Origin of the sequence: Nocardia tenerifensis NBRC 101015 (assembly GCF_000308715.1) — a bacterium.
Lineage (GTDB): Bacteria > Actinomycetota > Actinomycetes > Mycobacteriales > Mycobacteriaceae > Nocardia > Nocardia tenerifensis.
In genome coordinates, this window is sequence record NZ_BAGH01000358.1 from 1 (window position 1) to 19,768 (window position 19,768).

Consider the following 19,768-nt stretch of genomic DNA (forward strand, 5'->3'; position numbering starts at 1 on the left):
CAGAGTCAAATGGTTGCGGAGGAAGATCATTCAGCCACCATTTGACTCTGCTCACGGAGCGCGCTGGCATACGTCGCCGTGCAGCCCGATTACCTCGAAGAGCCGGCCATCAGCAGGTTCGACCCGGACGGCCGAACGTCCGTGGAACCACTGACGCGCCCGGAGGACGCGACCGGACGCTGCGGCCCATGGAGTGCGCTGACGTACGTCGCCATGCAACCTGTTCAGGTCGACGACGCGGCCCAGCAGTAAGTTCGACGCGGACCGCCGAACGTCCGCCGAACCGCTGACGTGCCCGGAGTATTCGAGCAGACGCTGCGCCCCATGGAGCGACGCGCGCCGCGCGTTCAAGATCAGCAGAGTCAAATGGTCGCCCAGGAGGATCGAGCAGAGACAAATGGTTGCGGGTGAAGATCATTCAGCCACCATTTGACTCTGCTCGATAGTTGGGGTGCGGGCCCGGGTGATGATGCGCACGTATTGTTCGGGCGGGGAGGGGGCTAGCGTCGGAGGTATGGCACGTACAACGACGTACACCCAGTTCATTGCGCTGCCGACGGAACTCGTTTGGGGTGTGGTGGCGGATTTGACGCGGTGGCCGCAGTGGAATCCGGGGGTCGGCTCGGTTCGGCTGCATGGGCCGGTTGGGGTGGGGACCACGGGTGATTACCTGCCGCGGGGGCGGGTTACGGCGGGGATGCATGGGCGGACGGCGCCGCCGTTTGTTATCAGCACGCTGGTTCCGGGGCGTGAGCTGAGCCTGGAACAGCCGGAGCCTGCGGGGCGCATGCGGCTCACCTGGACGCTGGTGCCGCGTGATGGAGGGACCGAGATCAGCCAGCGGCTTACCTTCACGGGGCCGTCGGCCCCGGTGGCCAGGGCGGTCGTCGGCGCACTGCTGGAGAATGACGCTCGCGTCTGCTTCGCGCGACTGGCCGAGCTGGCCGGTATCGATCCGCCGGCGACGGCGCTCACTGCTGTAATTGCTGGTGGCACAGGTGCATTGGGTAGACATATTGCCGCCGATCTGACCTGTCGCGGCCATCGGGTGATCATTCTCACTCGGCGACGTGATCCGGGGCTGCCGTTCGAGCAGAGGGAGTGGGACGGCAAATCTGTAGCCAATTGGGTTGACGCACTGCGTAATCCGGGTCCGGCCGCCGTGGTCAACCTGGCGGGCAAGCTGGTCGACTGCCGACCCAGCGAACGCAATATCGCCGAATTACGGCGTAGCCGAGTGGATTCCACCCGCGCACTGGTCGAGGCCGCCGCTAGCCTCGTCCGACCCATCGATCACTGGGTGCAGGCGAGCACCACCGCGATCTGGTCGGACGCAGGCGAAAACCGGTGCACCGAAACGACTCCGGTGCCGACGGGGCTGCCGCAGATGACGGGGGTGGCCGAGCCTTGGGAGCGAGCTTTCGAAGGCGCGAACGCCGCGCACTCGACCATTCTGCGCACCTCGATCGTGCTCGACCCGCAGGCGCCCGCGCTGAAACGTCTCGGCCAGCTCACCAAGGCGGGCCTCGGCGGGCGCGTCGGCCCGGGCGACCAGTGGTTCAGCTGGATTCACGTCGAGGACTGGCTGGCCATCGTGCGCGCCGCGCTCGGCCTCGACCCACAGGTCACGCTGCCAGACGGAATCCTGGTGGCGGCCACCGACTTTCCGGTGCGCAACCGAGAACTGATGGCCGCCCTGCGCAGGCACCTGCGCCGCCCACCCGCCCCGCCGACGCCCACGGCGATCCTGAAGCTCGGCGCGGTAGTCCTGCGCAGCGATCCGGCGCTCGGACTGACGGGTCGGCACGCCACCTCGGAGGTGCTGCGCCGCAGCGGCTTCACCTTCCGCTTCCCCACCCTCGACGAGGCCCTGACCGACCTACTGCCGCGCCGACACTAGTGGGCTGGCCACCTGGCCGCCGCGAACGTCCGCCCGCTCAACGCGACAACCTGCGACCGCCCTCCAAGCCGATGATCGCAGACGGTTCGCTACACGGCTGAACACGGTTTCCTGCTGCCACGCTGATCTCGTGGCCGACCACGGGGCCACCGCGAACGCCAACTCGCCTCAACGCGACAAACTTCGACGCCCTCCAGCCGATGTACCGCAGGTGCTGCAACTGCGCGGCGCAAAGGCTTCGACCATCCTGCGGCCGCACCGATCTCAGTAGCTGCCTACGTCGTTGCCGCCGTGGCCAACCCGAACAACGCAACGGCCTCGACCAGCCGACGCGCAGATGCTGCTACTGCGCGGCTGAACGAGACTTCGACCATCCTGCGGCCGCACCGATCTCAGTAGCCGCCTACGTCGTAACCAACCCGAACAACGCGACAACCTCGACCAACCTCCGCGCAGATGCTGCGACTACGCGGCTGAACAAGGCTTCGATCGTCCTGCCACCGCAGTCCTCGCCTAAGGAGCTGCCGCGATCGCCAACCCGATCAGCGCGACGACCTTGCCCACTTCCAACCCGATGTACCAGAAGTGCGCGTGCGAGCGCGGCAACTCCTCCCCCGCCAGCACTCGATCAGCGCGCCGGCTCAACGGCGGCCGCACGAGCAGGATCTGTGCAGCAAGCAGCACCACGGCGACGACCAGCCATGCCCAGGCGCCTCCGGCGGGCCCGACCACCAGCGCCGCCAGCACCAGGGCGACGGCCAGCACGGCCTCGACGGTGTTCAAGGCCCGGAACACCAACCGCCCGATGCCGAGACCGAGCGCCACGGTCACCCCGGGCGCCCGAAACTTCAGCGGCGCCTCCAGGAACGAGATGGCCAGCACCATGCCGAGCCAGAGCGCCGGAAGCAACCAGAGGACGTGCTGCGCCACCGTGTCCATGATCGATCCCTACCGAATCAGAGTTTCACCAGTGTCCTGCTGTACTGCGGGATGAGGCGGATCTTGCCTGCGGTGCCGAAGTCGATGGTCACCGTGGCCAGCGGGCCGAACCCGTCCGCGGCGATCACCTTGCCAAGCCCGTACTTGTCGTCGCTGACGCGATCGCCCACGGCGAGAACGAGATTGGCATTGTTCTTGCCCCCGCCGCCGGGCGCGGGGCGGCGTGGCCCACGGTCTCCGCGGACGCCGGGACGCGGCTCGGACCAGCCGTCACCGCGCGTCCAGTCGCGCTCCATCCGGTCGTCGTCGCCGCGCCTGCGCAGGCCTCGGGTCGCCGAGGACCCCGTCGGCTCCAGCCGCCGCCAGTCGATCAGGTGATCCGGAATCTCTTGCAGGAAGCGGGATTCCGGGTTGGACACCGGCTGCCCCCAGCCGGAGCGCACCACCGCGCGGGTCAGGTACAGCCGCTTGCGCGCCCTGGTGATGCCGACGTAGGCGAGCCGGCGCTCCTCGGCCAGCTCGGTGGGGTCGCCGAGCGCGCGCATGTGCGGGAACTGACCGTCCTCCCAGCCGGTCACGAACACCACGGGGAACTCGAGGCCCTTGGCGGTGTGCAGGGTCATCATCGTGACCACGCCGGTGCCCTCGTCCGGGATCTGATCGGTGTCGGCCACCAGCGAGACCCGCTCGAGGAACGCGGCGAGCGACCCCGGATCGGGCTCGCCCTCGGCCACCTCCGGCAGCAGCCCCTCCTGCCGGGCCGCCTCCGCGTTGTTGTGCGCCTCCGAGCTGAATTCCCGTGCGACGCTGACCAACTCGTTGAGGTTGTCCAGCCGGGCGCCGTCCTGGGGGTCGTCCGACGCCTCCAGCTCGGCCCGGTAGCCGGTACGCTCGAGCACCGCGTCGACCACGTTGCCGACGTCGGGGAAGTCGAGATCCTCCTGCACGCCCGCCGCCCTGATCTCCTCGAGCAGGTCGAGGAAGCCGGCGATCGCCCGCTGCGCCCGGGTATTCAGCAGCGCGACCTTGCCGTCGGCCGCGTCCCGCAGCGCGGCGGCGAAACCGATGCCGCGCTGGTCGGCGTGCACCGCGACGCACGCCTCGGCCCGATCGCCGATGCCTCGGCGCGGAGTGTTCAGGATCCGGCGCAGGCTCACCGCGTCGTCGGGGTTCTCCAGCACGCGCAGGTAGGCGACGATGTCGCGCACCTCCTTGCGCTCGTAGAACCGGACGCCGCCGACCACCTTGTACGGCAGCCCCATCCGGATGAAGATCTCCTCCAGCGCGCGGGAGTTGTTGTTGGTCCGGTAGAACACCGCGACGTCGCCGTAGTTGGCCTCGCCCTGGTCGACCAGTTTGTCGATCTCCCGGGCGACGAACGCGGCCTCGTCGTGCTCGTTGTCGGCGACGTAACCGGTGATCAGGTCGCCCTCGCCGGAGTCGGTCCACAGCTTCTTGTCGCGCCGGTTCTCGTTGCGCGAGATCACCGCGTTGGCGGCGGACAGGATGTGCTGGGTGGAGCGGTAGTTCTGTTCCAGCAGAATGGTTTCCGCGTCCGGGAAGTCGCGCTCGAACTCCTCGATATTGCGAATGGTCGCGCCGCGGAAGGCGTAGATGGACTGGTCCGCGTCGCCGACCACGCACAGCTCGCTCGGCGGCGCCTCGTCCTCGCCGCGGTCGGCCCGGTGATGGCCGACCAGCTCGCGCACCAGCACGTACTGGGCGTGGTTGGTGTCCTGGTACTCGTCGACCAGCACGTGCCGGAACCGCCGGCGGTAGTACTCGGCGACCTGCGGATGCTGCTGGAGCAGGGCCACCGTCTCGCCGATCAGGTCGTCGAAGTCCAGCGCGTTGGCCGCGCGCAGCCGCCGCTGATACTCGGTGTAGACGCGGGCGACCAGGGTGGGCAGCTCGGTGTCGTCCGATTCGGCGTCGGCGACCGCCTGCTGCGGCCCGATCAGTTCGTTCTTCAGATTCGAGATGGCCGTCGACAGCAGCCGCGCCGTGTATTTCTTGGTGTCGATGTCGAAGTCGCGGCTGATCATGGTGAGCAGGCGCCGCGAATCGTCGGCATCGTAGATGGAGAAATTCGAATTCAGGCCGGGCAGCAGGGCGGCCTGCATGCGCAGGATGCGGACGCAGCTGGAGTGGAATGTGGAGACCCACATGTTGTTCGCGCGCGGGCCGACGAGCCCGCTCACCCGCTCCCGCATCTCCGCGGCGGCCTTGTTGGTGAACGTGATCGCCAGCACCTGGCCCGGCGTCACGCCACGGGCGGCGAGCAGGTAGGCGATGCGCCGGGTGAGCACGGCGGTCTTGCCCGAGCCAGCGCCCGCCACGATGAGCAGGGGCGCGCCGCTGTGCACGACGGCGGCCCGCTGCTGCGGGTTCAGGCCGTCGAGCAGGTGCTCGGCCTCCTCGGCGCGCCGACGCTCCCGCTCGACACGCCGCTGCTCTAGGTCGGTGGTCGACGGCGGCGGCTCGGGGACAGCGGACGGCCGCGTTTCCCGCACCGCACGCACCTCCTCGGCCTGCCCGCCCGCCATCACGGTGTTACCACCGGTGACCTGCGGAGTTTGTGTCGAATCCGGCTGCCGGGCGCGACCGGCCTGCGTCTGGGGAGCCACCGTGATGTCCATCGCCCATCCACGCTACCGGCGGGCACCGACAGAGATGAAGCCCCGGGTCGACTCGATTGCGGTTCGGTACCGCGGCGGCGAACGGAGGGTGAACTGCCGCAGGCAGGCGGCGCGCCCCGCTTCTCAGCATTTTCACAAAACCAAATGTTTTGCATACCTACCGGCCCGTGGCAGACTGGCGACATGACGAGCGCCCGCGCGATACATCGGTTTCGGTTACCGACCGGATATCGTGAACGCGGCACCTATATCTGAGCGTACCGTCCAGGGGGGACAATTCACGGCCCCACCAGGTCTGTTTCAGGGTGAAAGAACCGATCGGTAACGAGCCCGGCTCACCCACCGATCCATGTTCTGACACGAGGAGATGAATGATGAGCACCCCCGCCACGACGACAGGGTCCGAATCGGCGCTGCCGCAGAGCGACGCGGAGATCGACAAGCTCCGTAAGGAGATCGATCGCCTCGACGCCGAGATCCTCGCCGCCATCAAGCGTCGCACGGAGATCTCCCGGATCATCGGCCGGACCAGGATGGCCTCCGGCGGGCCCCGCCTCGTGCACAACCGCGAGATGAAGGTGCTCGAGCGCTTCAGCGAACTCGGCCAGGAAGGCCACACGCTCGCCATGCTGCTGCTGCGCCTCGGCCGCGGCCGCCTCGGCCACTGAACAAGTCCCTGACCTCGGCCGCTCAATGCGGCCTCAGACCCATGCGGCAATAGCTAGACAACCGCATTCCCCAGGCCGCCCCGGGTGTACATCACCCCGGGGCGGTCGTTTCATCTCGGTGCGGTGAGCCCGGAGGCCCACCGCACCGGTCAGCTCAGGGCGATGTACTTGGTGGACAGGTACTCCTCGATGCCCTCGGTGCCGCCCTCGCGACCGAAGCCCGACGCCTTGACGCCGCCGAACGGCGCCGCCGGGTCGGAGATCACGCCGCGATTGACGCCGACCATGCCGGACTCCAGGCCCTCGGCGACGCGCAGGGCGCGATCCAGGTCGCGCGTGTAGACGTAGCTGACCAGCCCGAATTCGGTGTCGTTCGCCGCAGCGATGCCCTCCTCCTCGGTGGCGAAGCCGACGATCGGCGCGACCGGACCGAACACCTCCTCGCGCAGAATCCTGGCCTGCGGCGGAACCCCGCTGAGGATGGTGGCTGGGTAGAACCAGCCCGGCCCGCCCGGCGCCTTGCCGCCGAGCCGGACCTCGGCGCCCGCCGCGACGGCGTCCTCGACCAGTTCGCTGACCGTGTCGAGCTGCTCCTCGTTGATCAGCGGGCCGAGGGTGGTGTTGGGGTCGGTGCCGGGGCCGAGGGTGACGCCGCTGGACATCGCCTCCACGAACTTGGTCGTGAACTCCTCCAGCACGCCGTTCTGCACGTGGAAACGGTTGGCCGCGGTGCACGCCTCGCCGCCGTTGCGCAGCTTCGCCAGCATGGCGCCCTGCACGGCCGCGTCGATGTCCGCGTCGTCGAACACCACGAACGGCGCGTTGCCGCCGAGCTCCATCGAGGTGCGCAGCAGCCCGTTCGAGGACTTCTCCACCAGCTTCTTGCCGACCTCGGTGGACCCGGTGAAGGTCAGCTTGCGCAGCCGGGGGTCGTCGAGCAGCGGCTGGGTCACGGCGCCGGAGCTGCTCGACGTGATCACCGAGAGCACCCCGTCCGGCAGCCCGGCCTCGCTGCACAGCTTGGCGAGCAGCAGCATGGTCAGCGGCGTCGCCGAGGCGGGCTTGACGATCATCGTGCAGCCGGCCGCGAGCGCGGGCCCGATCTTGCGGGTGCCCATGGCCAGCGGGAAGTTCCACGGCGTGATCGCCAGGCACGGCCCGACCGGCTGCTTGTGCACCATGATCCGGCCGGTGCCCGACGGCGCGTGCAGATAGCGCCCGTGCACCCGGACGGCTTCCTCGCTGAACCAGCGGAAGAACTCCGCGCCGTACTTGACCTCGTTGCGGCTCTCCGGCAGCGCCTTGCCCATCTCCAGGGTCATCAGCAGTGCGAATTCCTCGGCGCGCGCGGTGATCTGCTCGAAGACGGTGCGCAAGATCTCACCGCGCTCCCGCGAGGGCCGCGCGGCCCACTGCGCCTGCACGGCGACGGCCGCGTCGAGGGCGCGCACCGCGTCCTCGGGCTTCGCGTCGGCGACCTGGGTCAGCACCTCTCCCGTGGCCGGATTGTGCACCGGAAACGTGCCGCCGCCGGTGGCGGCCACGGGCCCACCGATCCACAGCTGCGTCGGGACGGATTCGAGAACTTCGCGTTCGGACACCATGAGGCCAGCGTAGGCCGAGCCGCCGCGGTTCTCACCGACTCCGGCGGGGTGTTTGCCGTGCGCGCTCGCCGGGCGGTGAGTAACCTCGGCGAGCGTGAGCAGCGACATCACCGCGACGGCGGCCTGGCGGAAACTGCAGGAACACTTCGAGGGGATCGCGGGTCGGCACCTGCGGGAGCTCTTCGCCGACGATCCCGAGCGGGGCCGTGCGCTGACCGTCGACGTCGCGGATCTGCACATCGACTTCAGCAAGCATCGCATGACCCGCGAAACCCTGGACCTGCTGGTCGAATTGGCGCAGGAGGCCGGGGTGGCCGAGCGCAGGGACGCGATGCTGCGGGGCGAGCACATCAACACCTCGGAGAACCGCGCGGTCACGCACGTCGCGCTGCGCCTGCCCGAGGGCGAGTCGCTGACCGTGGACGGCGCCGACGCGGGCGCCGAGGTGCACGAGGTGCTGCGGCGGATGGGCGAGTTCACCGACGCGCTGCGCTCGGGCGAGTGGCGCGGCGTGACCGGCGAGCGCATCCGCACCGTGGTCAACATCGGCATCGGCGGCTCCGACCTCGGGCCGGTGATGGTGTACCAGGCGCTGCGGCACTACGCCGACGCGGGCGTCGACGCCCGGTTCGTCTCCAACGTCGACCCGGCCGACCTGGTCGCCCAGCTCGACGGACTCGACCCCGCGACAACGTTGTTCATCGTCGCCTCCAAGACCTTCTCCACGCTGGAGACCCTGACCAACGCGACCGCGGCCCGGCGCTGGCTGGTCGGCGCGCTCGGCGAGGACGCCGTCGCCAAACACTTCGTCGCCGTCTCGACCAACGCCGAGAAGGTCGCCGAGTTCGGCATCGACACCGCCAACATGTTCGGCTTCTGGGACTGGGTCGGCGGCCGCTACTCGGTCGACTCCGCCATCGGCCTCTCGGTGATGGCGACCATCGGCAAGGCGCGCTTCGCCGAGTTCCTCGCCGGAATGCACGCCGTGGACGAGCATTTCGCGCACGCGCCGCTGGACGCGAACGCGCCGGTGCTGCTCGGCCTGCTCGGCGTCTGGTACTCGAACTTCTTCGGCGCGGAATCCCGTGCGGTGCTGCCGTACTCGAACGATCTGGCCCGCTTCCCCGCGTACCTGCAACAGCTCACGATGGAGTCCAACGGCAAGTCGGTGCGCGCCGACGGCAGCCCGGTCACCACCTCCACCGGCGAGATCTTCTGGGGCGAGCCGGGAACCAACGGCCAGCACGCCTTCTATCAACTGCTGCACCAGGGCACCCGCCTCATCCCCGCGGACTTCATCGGATTCGCCCGGCCCACCGACGATCTGCCGACCCGCGACGGCACCGGCAGCATGCACGATCTGTTGATGAGCAACCTGTTCGCCCAGACCAAGGTGCTCGCCTTCGGCAAGACCGCCGAGGAGATCGCGGCCGAGGGCACCGACCCGAAGGTGGTGCCGCACAAGGTGATGCCGGGCAACCGGCCGAGCACCACCATCCTCGCGCCGCGGCTCACGCCGTCGGTCGTCGGCCAGTTGATCGCGCTCTACGAGCACCAGGTGTTCGTCGAGGGCACCATCTGGGGCATCGACAGTTTCGACCAGTGGGGCGTCGAGTTGGGCAAGCAGCAGGCGCTGGCGCTGGCCCCGCTGCTGACCTCCGCCGAAGAGCCTGAGCCGCAGGAGGATTCGTCCACCGACGCGCTCATCCGGTGGTACCGCGCGAAGAAGTAGCCCGGACGCTCAGGCTCGTACCTCGTAGCGCGCGCCGCGCTGGCGCAGCACGAGATCGGCGCGCGCCTTGGTGGCCTCGATGAGATCGGCGTTGCGCAGGTCGCTGTCACGCACCTTCACCCGCGCCGCCGCGGGCGTGCGGCCGCCGCGAATGTGGCGGCGCAGCAACCGTTCCTCGAGCTGCCGTCGCGGCGCGTCCAGGTACCAGCACTCGTCCAGCAGCTTGCGCACCGCCGACCACTCCCGATCGCCGACGTCGTCGAGCAGCAGATAGTTGCCCTCGGTGAGCACGATCGTCTGCCGGTCGAAGACGATGCCCGCCGGGGTCGGCTCGTCCACGGCGCGGTCGAAGATCGGCCACGGCACGGGCTCGCCGGGCGGGGTGTCCCGTAGCCTGCGCAGGTTGCCGACGAAGGCCGCGGTGTCGAAGGTGTCCGGTTCCCCTTTGCGCGCAAGGCTTCCCGTGGCGCGCAGCGCGGCGTTGGTCAGGTGGTAACCGTCCATGGGCGCGATCTCGGCGATCGGCCCGGCGGCGTTGAGCGCGTTGCGAAGACGCACCGAGAAGGTGGACTTGCCCGCGCCGGGCGGCCCCACGATGCCGAGCAGGTACCGGCCGCCGCGGCCGTCCGCGTGTTCGCGCACCCGCCGGACGAGCGCGTTCAACGATGTTGCGGCATTCGCCCTGTCCATTGCCGCCACTGTAGTGCCGGGACGCGAGGCCGAGGTCGCGCGCCGCGTTCGCAGGTATGCGAGACGCGCATACCGAGCATGCGACACTCTCGCTTGCCGCATCCCTACGGCGTCCATACCGTCGATCGGGTGAGTGCGATCGAGAACAAGAAACTGCTGGAGCACGTCTTCGAGCAGATGGCCGCGGGCAATACCGGCGCGCTGAGCGAGGCGATGGCGGAGGACTTCCGTTGGATCTTTCCCGGCGACTGGTCATGGAGCGGCACGTGGGAGCCGAAAGACGTTGTACTGAAAGGACTTCTACGCCCGCTGATGACGCAGTTCACGGAGTATCGAGTAGCCGCGGACTTCGTCGTCGCGGAGGAGGACCGCGTCGTCGTGCAGGCCCGCGGACACGGAATCACCACCCGCGGCGGCCGTTACGACCAGACCTACTGTTTCGTCTTCCGGGTCGCGGACGGGAAATTGACCGAGGTGATCGAGCACTGCGATACGGCACTCGTCGAAAGGGTGCTGGAGAGAATCGCGCCATAGCGCACGAGAAGGACATCTCACCGCGCTCGTGACGAGCGCGGTGAGACGTCCGGATGCTACCTATACCGATTTCTAGGTACGGGTCGCCAGTTGCGGCAACTTCGTGGCCTTGGTGGCATTGGCCACCTGGACGCAGTCGGCGGCCGTTGTGCCCGCGGTGTTGTTACGGACATTGGTGTTGCATGCATTCTTCAGCGCGCTGGACAATGCACCGTAGTTGGAATTGGACGACAAAAGCGTCTGCGTCGTCCAGTACAGCGCGGCGGTCTTCTCGATGCCGAGCGGCGAGACGGTCACGCCGTTGAGGGTGCCGCCGTCGACGATGATCGACGCGGTCCGGTTGCCCACTCCGCTGTTGGTGTGCACGCCGCCGTTGTCACCGGTGCCGCTGTACCAGTAGGGGCCCCGGTAGGTGTCGGGATCCTGGTAGGCGTTCGGGTTCTTCATGTCGCGGATGACGCCGATGGAGCTGCAGGCGCCGAGCTTCCACCGATTGGCGGCGGTGTTGCACGGGTTGGCGGTGTCCACCAGGAAGGTGAGCTCGCCGAAGACGTCCGACATGGACTCGTTGATCGCGCCCGGCTCGTTGCGGTAGACCAGACCGTTGGTGTTCTGGGTCACGCCGTGGGTGAGCTCGTGCGCGGTGATGTCCTCGGTGGTCAGACCCGAACCGTAGGCCATGTAGCTGCCGGACCAGAAGGCGTTCTGGTACGGGCACTCGGTGGTGGTGCACAGGCGAACGGTCGCGCGCAGCGCCTTGCCCTTGCCGTCGCCGGTGTCGGAGCCGATGAGGTTGGTCAGGTTCGCGACCTTGGTGTACTGGGCGTAGAACTTCTCGGTGTTGCCCAGGTAGTCGTAGATCTTGTCGACATCGGCGATGCCGCTCGGCGGCTGGCCTTCCGACCTGGTCGAGCGGATGGTGCCGGTGCCGCAGCCGGCCCGGTTGGGATCGATGCGCCGGTTCGCGTTGTCACAGACGACCCGGTTGAGGTGCTTGGTCTCGCTCCAGCTGTCGAGCACCTTGGTGGCGTTGTTCGCGTCGACGAAGACGACCCACGTCGCGGGCTCGCCCTTCTTGTCGGCGCTCGCGCCGATGATCTCGACCTTGAACGCGGGCACGGCCGTGCCCACTGCCTCGCTCTTGGCGGCCAGCTTCGCGTCGTACCAGAAGGCCTTCGTCTCGGTGACCGACAGCTGGTCGGGCGCCGCCTTGCTCTGCTCGGCGACCTTCTTCAGCGCGGTGGCCTGCACCTGCGCCGACGGGGTCGTCGTGGCGAACTTGCCCTTCGACTTCTTGGCCAGCTCGCCGGTCACCGAGATCAGCGAACCGTCGGAGGTCAGCGACTGGGCCGCGGACGCGCCGAACACCGGTACCTTGTCGATCTCCTGACGCAGTCGGACCGTGGACCCCTCACCAACCTGGAACACAGACTCCACGACCAGAGTGCCGGCGTTATCGCCATTCGCGCCGAGCGCCTTCTGTACGCCGCCCGCGTGCGCCTGCGCCGCGGCCGGGGCCTCGGCGGGTGTGCCCGCCGGAACCGGAACCGGAGTTTGCGGAACCACCTGTTGCACGGCGCCCTGCGCGTCCGTCGTCACTTCTTTCGGCACAGCGGACAGGTCGGAACCCGCCGGCGCTGATGGACTGGCCGGCGGTGCTCCGCTGGCACCGGGGCCCGATGCGAAGATCATTGCCCCGACAGCAATTAACGCGAGGGCGGTATTTCGACCCGCCCGTTTATGTGTGGGTTTCATGACCAAGTAGAACCACATACGAGCGGGCAACTCGACTGGAGACGAGACTGGGGAAAGCGATCATCGCGCGGGAAATCTTCGAGCTATCGGCGCACGTGGGTCATAAAAAGTTATGCGCGAATATCTTTCGGATTCACCCGGACGCGCGCGCATTACGCCCGATGGATCAACTCGGTTAATTTCCGATTACATTGATTTGCCACCAGTGCCGTGAACACGGCGACCTAAACTGCTCAGGCGGAACACTTTTCGGCCCGTTGTAGCATTGAGCAAAGATCACGACTTTCGTCGCGACCAGCGACGAGCTCGCCAAAGTTCCTGTTGCCCAGGCTTTTCCGGCTCACGAAGCCGCACCGAACATGCTCAGACCAGAGCCCTCTCCAGGATGGCGCCGGTGTCCACGCCGGTCGGCAGCGTGCCAAACGCGATGCCCCAATCGTCGCCGAGCCTGCTGGCGCAGAACGCGTCGGCCACCGCCGGATGTCCGTGCCGGACCAGTTGCGCCCCTTGCAATACCAGCGCCATGAGCTCGACGATGCGGCGCGCGCGAAACTCGATGTCGCTGAGGTCGGCGAGCTCCTTGCCGACCCGCGCGATGGCGTCGTCGAGCCGCGGGTCGGCCCCGCGCGCCAGCGAGACCTCGGCGAAGTACGCCTCGACGGTCTCGGGCTGACGCCCCATGGCGCGCAACGCATCCAGCGCGGCGACGTTGCCGGAGCCTTCCCAGATCGACATGAGCGGAGCCTCCCGATAGAGCCGCGGCATGCCCGACTCCTCGGCATAGCCGTTGCCGCCGAAGCACTCCAGCGCCTCGGCCGCGTGCGCGGGCGCCCGCTTGCACACCCAGTACTTGGTGACCGCCAACGCGATTCGGCGCAGGGACGCCTCGGCGGGGTCCTGGCCGGCGCGGTCGGTGGCGCCCGCGAGCCGCATCATCACGGTGGTGGCGGCCTCGGACTCGATCACCAGATCGGCCAGCACGTTGCGCATCGCGGGCTGGTCGATCAGCTTGGCGCCGAAGGCTTCCCGGTGCCGCGCGTGGTGGGCGGCGAACACCGCGCCGGTGCGCAGGCCGGTGGCCGAGCCGATCACGCAGTCCAGCCTGGTCATGTTCACCATCTCGATGATGGTCTTGACGCCGGCGCCCTCCGCGCCCACCAGCCAGCCGGTGGCGTTCTCGTACTCGATCTCGGAGGAGGCGTTGGACTTGTTGCCGAGCTTGTCCTTGAGCCGTTGAATGCGAATGGGATTGCGCGTTCCATCCGGCAACACCCTGGTCAGCAGGAAGCAGGACAGGCCGCCGGGCGCCTGGGCCAGGGTGAGGAACATGTCCGACATGGGCGCCGAGGTGAACCACTTGTGCCCGACGATCCGATAGGAGCCGTCCGGTTGCGGCGTCGCCGTGGTGGTGTTGGCGCGGACGTCGGAGCCGCCCTGCTTCTCGGTCATCGACATGCCCGCGATCAGACCGGCCTTCGACGAGGGTTCGCGCAGGCCGAAGTCGTAGACGCGCGAGCCGAGCAGCGGCTCGTACTTCGCGGCGAGTTCTTTGTTGTGCCGCAGGGCGGGTACCACGGCGTAGGTCATCGAGATGGGGCACATGTGGCCGGCCTCGGCGGCGCCCCAGGTGAAGAGCTTGGCCGCGCGGGCGACGTGCGTGCCCGGCCGCTCGTCCAGCCACGGCGCGCCGTGCAGGCCATGCGTCACAGCGACATTCATGAGCTCGTGCCAGTACGGATGGAACTCGACCTCGTCGATCCGGTGGCCGTAGCGGTCGTGCGTGCGCAGCACGGGCGGGTGCTCGTTGGCGAGCCTGCCCCACTCCTGTGCCTCGGATCCGCCTGCGAGCACGCCGAGTTCGCGCACCTCGGCCTCGGCCCAGCCGGCGCCCTCGCGGTGCAGGCCCTCGATCAGCGCGGGATCGCGCGAGACGTCGAACGGCGCGATATCGGGCACCTGGTTGAAGACTTCATGCGTCTGCATCGGACACTCCTGGTTTCTGGCGAACGGTCGGCTCCGCGCGCACGCCTAGTGCGCGCAGAGCGAAGGCAATGAGTTCGGGGACAACGGATTCCCCGTGCGGCGCCGAGGCCAGCGGGCCGGCCAGCACCTCGCCGATCGCGCCGACGAGCGCGGCCGCGCTGGTCCGCGCGTCCTGCGCGGGCAGCTCGCCGCGCGAAACACCGTCCGCGACAGCGGATTCGAAGGTCTCGGCGAAGGCATGGCGGAAACGCAGGCGTTCGGCGTCGACCACGGTGTCCACCGGCTCGACGAGCAGCACGTAGGCGAGCTTCGGATTCTTCAGCGCACGACCGGCGAAGGTCTCCACCGCGGCGCTCACCCGCTCGACGGCCGTGCCCTCGGCGCTCGCCGCGGCGACGGCGGACACCTCCCACGCGACCACCCGGCGGAACACCGCGCTGACCAGATCGGCCTTGCCGGTGAAGTTCTTGTAGACGGTTCCGGTGGCGACGCCCGCCTCCGCGGCGACGGCCGCCATGGACAGCCCGGCGTAGCCCGCCCTGGACAGCACCGCGGTCGCGGCCTGCACGATCAGCCCCGCCTGGGCGTCCAGGCGGGCCTGCACGGCGGGTGTTCTGCGGTAGGCCACCCAAGAAGTGAACCATGGATTCATTTCTTGCCACAAGGGGGGTTTTACGGCGTATGGTCGGTGGCGTGAACGTACGAGTAGAGCGCACCGGGCCGGTGACCACGGTGATCCTGCATCGGCCGGAGGCGCGCAACGCGGTCGACGGGCCGACCGCGGCGGCGCTGGCCGACGCCTTCCGCGAGTTCGACGCCGACCCCGACGCGGCGGTGGCCGTGCTCTGGGGCGACGGCGGCACCTTCTGCGCCGGCGCCGACCTCAAGGGTCTGGGCACCGAGCGGTCCAATGTGGTCACCGAGGAGGGCGACGGCCCGATGGGGCCCACCAGGATGCGCCTGTCCAAGCCGGTGATCGCCGCCGTCTCGGGCTACGCGGTCGCGGGCGGTCTGGAGCTCGCGCTGTGGTGCGATCTGCGAGTCGCCGAGCAGGACAGCGTGTTCGGCGTGTTCTGCCGCCGCTGGGGCGTGCCGCTCATCGACGGCGGCACCCTGCGCCTGCCCCGGCTCATCGGCAGCAGCCGCGCCATGGACATGGTGCTCACCGGCCGCCCCGTGGACGCCGAGGAGGCGCTGCGGATCGGCTTGGCGAACCGGGTCGTCCCGACCGGCGAAGCCCGTAGCGCCGCAGAGCAACTCGCCGCCGAGCTGGCCGCGCTGCCGCAGGTCTGTCTGCGCTCGGACCGCATGTCGCTGCTGGAGCAGGACGGCATGGACGAGGAGACCGCGCTGCGCAACGAACTGCGCCACGGAATGACCGCGTTGACCAACGGCGCACTCGAGGGCGCGCAGCGCTTCGCCGCGGGGGCGGGCAGGCACGGCGCGCGCTCGTGACTCGCCGGCGCGAGAACATCGCAGGCCCAACGCGTTCGGGCGCGGTCTAACCGTGCGTCCGGCGGGCCGGTTGAGCGTCGTCGACGAGATCTTCCTGCGCACCCACCGCGGCCTCGGCACCCCCATCGCGCTGCAGGGCCTGTGGCGCACCGCCGACCGCCTCGATCCCGCGCTGCTGCACGAGGTCCACGCGGCGCTGCGCACCGGACCGTTGGGGCGGCGCGTGATTCGGCCCGCGGTGCCCGGCGCCCGCCGCTTCTGGCAGCCCACTACCCGGGCCTATCCGCTCGCACTCACTGATCGCCCGATCGACGCCGCCACGCTGCTGGCGTGGGCCGACGCGCAGGGCGCCGGCCTCGACCCCGAGTTCGGGCCGGGCTGGCGGCTGTCGGCCACCGCGCTGGACGACGGCGGTTCCCTTGTCTCCCTTGCCTGTTCACATGCTCTCGCCGACGGTCGAGCCCTGGTGCTCGCGGTGGACGACGCGCTCGGCGGCACCGGCCTCTCGGACGCGCCGAAGCCCTGTGTCGAAGTCCGGCCGGACTTCGACACAACGCCCAGCAGCGCGGCAGGCGGCGGCACGCTCGACGAGTCGGATTGGGCCGATGCGCGCAGGCAGTGGTCGATCATCGCGCGCGGAACGGCGCGGGCTCTGCGCAACGGGATACCGGCACGTCCACCGGCGGTGACGAGACGCACCGCGACGGCACCCGCGCTACCACCGACGCACGGCGCGGTAGTGCAGTGCGCCGTCGCCGACTGGGACCGCGCGGCCGCCGCCCACCGTGGCACCGCCAACAGCCTGTTCATCGCTGTGATCGCGAACATGCTGTGGGCCAGCGGTTTCCGCGCGGACACGATCGCCGCGAGCCTGCCCGTCGACACCCGCGACGAGCCAAGGGTCGACAACGACCTCGCGATGACCGACATCACCATCGACCGCGCCGACACCCCCGCGACGATCCGTGACAAGGCACGCGCCGCCTACGAGCGGCGCATGTCCGGTCCGGGCGGCATGCCGGAGCAACTGCTCCAGGTGCTGCCGGACCGCTGGGCCTACGCCTTGTCCAAGGGCGCCGGCGAGCGAGATGTCTTGTGCTCCAACATCGGTACGCTGCCCGCCAGCCTGCGCACCCTCGGCCCGCATCGGTGTCTCGGCGTCGCCGCGCGCGCGATTCACCCCGGGCTGACCGCTGAGCGACTCCCCCGGACGTGCCTGTCCGGTTACCTCTGCCGCATAGCCGACGATTACGTCTTGTCTTTGGTAAGCCTCGACCCGTCGGCTTTCGAATCGCCTGCGGCGCTGGCTAGTTCCGCACAGCAGACCATGCTGAAATATGGCCTGTCCGCGCGCGCCTGGTGATCACTCCGTCGCGTCGATATCGCCCGCCGTGAGCGCCGCCGCGAAAAGCTGGGCGTGGTCGGGCCGGTTGGGGTCGTAGCCGGTCACCGTGCCGATGCGGTTGAGGCGGTAGTTGAGCGTATTGCGGTGCACCACAAGGGCGGCGGCGGCCTGCTGACGGTTGTAGTCGTTGTCGATGAGCGCGCGGAGCGCCTCGAGCAGATGGGGCTGGTCCCGCAGCGGATCGAGCAACGACAGGAGCCAGGTGCGGGCAGGTCCGGGACGAGCCAGCTGATATTGCAGCGCCAGGTCCGCCATCCGGTACACCGCCGTCGGTCTGCGGAGTTGATAAGCGAGCCGGGCGATCTCACTCGCCTCCTCAGCCGCAGCGGGTACGTCGTCCACGCCGGCCGCGGCGGCGAACCCGGCGACCGTCCGGACGCCGGTGGCGTGCGCGACCCTGCTGACGAAAGTGTCCAGGGCGGAACCGATTTCGCCTCCGTTCGGCACGAGCAGCAGGCCGCCCCCGCGCTCCACCGTGCTCAGCGCCCGGCCGGAGACCGCATCGATCTCCGACTGCACGATGCGCAGCACCGGCCGATGGCCGCCCGCCGAATCGGGCTCGGCCATCCGGTAGGCCAGCACGTCGAACCCGCCGCCCAGCGAGATCCCGAACCGCTCGGCCAGCAGGTGGACGGGCTTGCCGTGCACGAGCGCCTCCGCCACGGCGCGTTCGGCCTCGCGCTGCTCCCAGTGCAGATCCTGGCGCTCGCGCAGATAGGCGCCCGCGACGCCGGGCGTCACCGCGCCGAGGTAGCGCAGCACGTAAGGCACTGCGGCCAAGAGCTGTTCGCGCTGCTCGGGTGTCGTCGCGGCGGCGGCCACCGAGTTCCACGCCGCCAGCGCGCCGTGGTGATACACCGAAAGCACCGTGTCCAAGGAGATTCCGGCCCTGGCCCGCCGCACCGCGATGTCGACAAGGCCGGTCAGCTCCTCCGGGTGCGGCGCCCGCCGCTCGGCCAGCGTCCGCAGGAACAGCCGCAGGTTGGCCTCGGCCGCGCTGGGCAGATCCCGGCCGTGCGTCTCGGCGGGCAGCTCCCGATAGTCGGGCACCTCGCCGAGCACGCCGGCCAGCGTATCGCGGGCAACATCGGGCAGCAGCGCGCGCAGATAGTCGGAGAGATCATCCAGCGCGGCGGGGTCAGGACGAGCGGTCACCGCACATTGTTGGCACAGACAAACCCACTCGCACAATAGGCAGCTTCGGTCCCGCCTCGTTAGTGCACTCAACCAACCGAAGATTCCGTCACGTGCACAAGCCCGGGGGCGAATTCTGGTCAGGGGAACGATCGGCGGCAAGCAACACACCGTCACCGCACCGGTAGAAGACTCGGCTCCGCGCGCTCGCGCACATCGCCCGGCACCGCGAGCCCCGACTCGAGATCGGCGGAGTCGATCGGCTCGCCCCACGCCTGGCGCACCGGCAGCACCCCCGCCCACACACCGCCGTTGTCGATATCGGCCGGGTCGTCCTTCGGCCCGCCGGAGCGGACCTTCACCGAGGCCTCGGTGAGATCGAGCGCGAGCACCATCGTGGCGGCCAGTTCCTTCTTGCTCGGCGGACGAACCCGCGACCAGGCGCCCGGCGCGGCGTGCTCGGTGATCACCCGCAACGCGTTCACCCGCGCCGCGGGATCGGTGATCTCCACGGGCCGGCCGTGCACCACCGCCGAGCGGAAGTTCATCGAGAAGTGCATCGCCGAACGGGCGTAGACGACGCCGTCGACCAGCGTGACCGCCACCGACACGGGCCCGGTCATGGCCGCGCGCATATTGCCCGCGCCGGTGGAGCCGTGCAGGTAGAGGGTGTCGCCCTCGCGTCCGTAGATGGTGGGCAGCACGACCGGCGCGCCGCCGAGCAGCACGCCGAGGTGGCAGACCAGACCGGCGTCGAGCACCGCGTCCAGCTCCGCCCGCTCAATGCGGGCGCGCTCCTTGGACCGCGTGAGCGTGCTGCGGGTGGTGGGCGAGAGCGGGATCCTGGGCGTTTCGGTCATGACACCAGCATCGAAGCTCGAGTGGCATTATGAAAGTGCCAATTCAAGCAAATTCGCACAGTCCAATCGGTAGGTGATCGGTGCTCGACGAACTGCCCCTCGACCTCGACCGCGCGCTGCCCGAGCCGCTGTCGGTGCAGGTCGCCGACGGCCTACGGGCCGCGGCGAGCAACGGCCTGCTGCGCGGCGGCGATCGGCTGCCGTCGTCGCGCTCGCTGGCCGAGCGGCTCGGCGTGAGCCGCACCGTCGTGGCCGCCGCCTTCGATCAGCTGCACGCGGAGGGCTGGATCAGCGGCAAGCGCGGTTCAGGCACCTACTTGACCACCGCGCCACCGGCCGCCGCGCCGCGCTCGCCCGAGCCCGGCGGCACCGGCGACGGCCCAGCCCTGCTGGACCTGGAACCTGGCGCGCCGTGCGCGGACGTCATCGATCGGGCCGCGTGGCGACGCGCCTGGCGCGCCGCCGCCGAC

General features: G+C 69.2%; 16 protein-coding genes. 7 read left to right on the forward strand and 9 right to left on the reverse strand.

What is annotated here, in order from left to right:
- The first annotated feature begins 514 nt into the window (after positions 1-514).
- Entirely contained in the window at positions 515-1,900 is a 1,386-nt protein-coding gene (locus ON39_RS28625) for a DUF1731 domain-containing protein (protein ID WP_083894747.1), read from the forward strand.
- Positions 1,901-2,413: 513 nt separating this feature from the next.
- On the opposite strand, the gene ON39_RS28630 is transcribed toward ON39_RS28625, so the two are convergent.
- A complete protein-coding gene (locus tag ON39_RS28630) occupies positions 2,414-2,839 on the reverse strand; it encodes a hypothetical protein (protein WP_040739049.1) in 426 nt (141 codons plus the stop codon).
- Positions 2,840-2,856: 17 nt separating this feature from the next.
- Entirely contained in the window at positions 2,857-5,478 is a 2,622-nt protein-coding gene (gene pcrA / locus ON39_RS28635) for a DNA helicase PcrA (protein WP_040739051.1), read from the reverse strand.
- A gap of 374 nt (positions 5,479-5,852) precedes the next feature.
- Between pcrA and ON39_RS28640 the strand changes: the two genes are divergently transcribed.
- Positions 5,853-6,146 (forward strand): chorismate mutase, encoded by a 294-nt coding sequence (locus ON39_RS28640; protein WP_083894749.1) that lies wholly within the window; start codon positions 5,853-5,855, stop codon positions 6,144-6,146.
- A gap of 149 nt (positions 6,147-6,295) precedes the next feature.
- On the opposite strand, the gene ON39_RS28645 is transcribed toward ON39_RS28640, so the two are convergent.
- A complete protein-coding gene (locus ON39_RS28645; RefSeq protein WP_040739066.1) occupies positions 6,296-7,750 on the reverse strand; it encodes an NAD-dependent succinate-semialdehyde dehydrogenase in 1,455 nt (484 codons plus the stop codon).
- A 94-nt stretch (positions 7,751-7,844) separates the two neighbouring features.
- Between ON39_RS28645 and pgi the strand changes: the two genes are divergently transcribed.
- On the forward strand, positions 7,845-9,482 hold the full coding sequence (gene pgi, locus ON39_RS28650; protein WP_040739055.1) for a glucose-6-phosphate isomerase: 1,638 nt from the start codon (positions 7,845-7,847) through the stop codon (positions 9,480-9,482).
- A gap of 9 nt (positions 9,483-9,491) precedes the next feature.
- Here pgi and ON39_RS28655 read toward each other — a convergent pair whose 3' ends face one another.
- Positions 9,492-10,172, reverse strand: a complete 681-nt coding sequence (locus ON39_RS28655; RefSeq protein ID WP_040739056.1) for a nucleoside/nucleotide kinase family protein — start codon at positions 10,170-10,172, stop codon at positions 9,492-9,494.
- 129 nt (positions 10,173-10,301) lie between these two features.
- Between ON39_RS28655 and ON39_RS28660 the strand changes: the two genes are divergently transcribed.
- The gene (locus ON39_RS28660) at positions 10,302-10,706 is read left to right on the forward strand and encodes a nuclear transport factor 2 family protein (RefSeq protein WP_040739067.1); all 405 of its coding nucleotides are present in this window, start codon (positions 10,302-10,304) and stop codon (positions 10,704-10,706) included.
- A 72-nt stretch (positions 10,707-10,778) separates the two neighbouring features.
- On the opposite strand, the gene ON39_RS46220 is transcribed toward ON39_RS28660, so the two are convergent.
- The 3 genes from ON39_RS46220 to ON39_RS28675 all read right to left on the reverse strand — a co-directional run bounded on the left by ON39_RS46220 (position 10,779) and on the right by ON39_RS28675 (position 15,072).
- Positions 10,779-12,305, reverse strand: coding sequence for a M4 family metallopeptidase (locus ON39_RS46220; protein ID WP_051187282.1), 1,527 nt, complete (start codon positions 12,303-12,305; stop codon positions 10,779-10,781).
- A 519-nt stretch (positions 12,306-12,824) separates the two neighbouring features.
- On the reverse strand, positions 12,825-14,444 hold the full coding sequence (locus tag ON39_RS28670; protein WP_040739057.1) for an acyl-CoA dehydrogenase family protein: 1,620 nt from the start codon (positions 14,442-14,444) through the stop codon (positions 12,825-12,827).
- Positions 14,431-15,072 (reverse strand): TetR/AcrR family transcriptional regulator, encoded by a 642-nt coding sequence (locus ON39_RS28675; RefSeq protein WP_040739070.1) that lies wholly within the window; start codon positions 15,070-15,072, stop codon positions 14,431-14,433. Before ON39_RS28675 ends, ON39_RS28670 begins: the two co-directional genes overlap by 14 nt.
- A gap of 53 nt (positions 15,073-15,125) precedes the next feature.
- On the opposite strand from ON39_RS28675, the gene ON39_RS28680 reads away from it, so the two are divergent.
- Both ON39_RS28680 and ON39_RS28685 read left to right on the forward strand, forming a co-directional pair.
- Positions 15,126-15,899: a crotonase/enoyl-CoA hydratase family protein gene (locus ON39_RS28680; RefSeq protein WP_040739058.1), complete on the forward strand. Its 774-nt coding sequence runs from the start codon at positions 15,126-15,128 to the stop codon at positions 15,897-15,899.
- Between the two features lie 52 nt (positions 15,900-15,951).
- A complete protein-coding gene (locus ON39_RS28685) occupies positions 15,952-17,262 on the forward strand; it encodes a hypothetical protein (RefSeq protein ID WP_040739059.1) in 1,311 nt (436 codons plus the stop codon).
- Here ON39_RS28685 and ON39_RS28690 read toward each other — a convergent pair whose 3' ends face one another.
- On the reverse strand, positions 17,263-18,459 hold the full coding sequence (locus ON39_RS28690; protein ID WP_040739060.1) for a PucR family transcriptional regulator: 1,197 nt from the start codon (positions 18,457-18,459) through the stop codon (positions 17,263-17,265).
- Positions 18,460-18,611: 152 nt separating this feature from the next.
- On the reverse strand, positions 18,612-19,298 hold the full coding sequence (locus ON39_RS28695; RefSeq protein ID WP_040739063.1) for a pyridoxamine 5'-phosphate oxidase family protein: 687 nt from the start codon (positions 19,296-19,298) through the stop codon (positions 18,612-18,614).
- Positions 19,299-19,378: 80 nt separating this feature from the next.
- Between ON39_RS28695 and ON39_RS28700 the strand changes: the two genes are divergently transcribed.
- Positions 19,379-19,768: GntR family transcriptional regulator (locus ON39_RS28700; protein WP_040739064.1), on the forward strand; the 390-nt coding region annotated here is incomplete at its 3' end.

Coding starts and splice junctions, on each gene's coding strand:
- ON39_RS28645 (WP_040739066.1), bottom strand. CDS start 7,750: ATGGTGTCCGAACGCGAAGTTCTCGAATCCGTCCCGACGCAGCTGTGG.
- ON39_RS28625 (WP_083894747.1), top strand. CDS start 515: ATGGCACGTACAACGACGTACACCCAGTTCATTGCGCTGCCGACGGAA.
- pcrA (WP_040739051.1), bottom strand. CDS start 5,478: ATGGACATCACGGTGGCTCCCCAGACGCAGGCCGGTCGCGCCCGGCAG.
- ON39_RS28695 (WP_040739063.1), bottom strand. CDS start 19,298: ATGACCGAAACGCCCAGGATCCCGCTCTCGCCCACCACCCGCAGCACG.
- ON39_RS28655 (WP_040739056.1), bottom strand. CDS start 10,172: ATGGACAGGGCGAATGCCGCAACATCGTTGAACGCGCTCGTCCGGCGG.
- ON39_RS28670 (WP_040739057.1), bottom strand. CDS start 14,444: ATGCAGACGCATGAAGTCTTCAACCAGGTGCCCGATATCGCGCCGTTC.
- ON39_RS28630 (WP_040739049.1), bottom strand. CDS start 2,839: ATGGACACGGTGGCGCAGCACGTCCTCTGGTTGCTTCCGGCGCTCTGG.
- ON39_RS28680 (WP_040739058.1), top strand. CDS start 15,126: ATGGTCGGTGGCGTGAACGTACGAGTAGAGCGCACCGGGCCGGTGACC.
- ON39_RS28640 (WP_083894749.1), top strand. CDS start 5,853: ATGAGCACCCCCGCCACGACGACAGGGTCCGAATCGGCGCTGCCGCAG.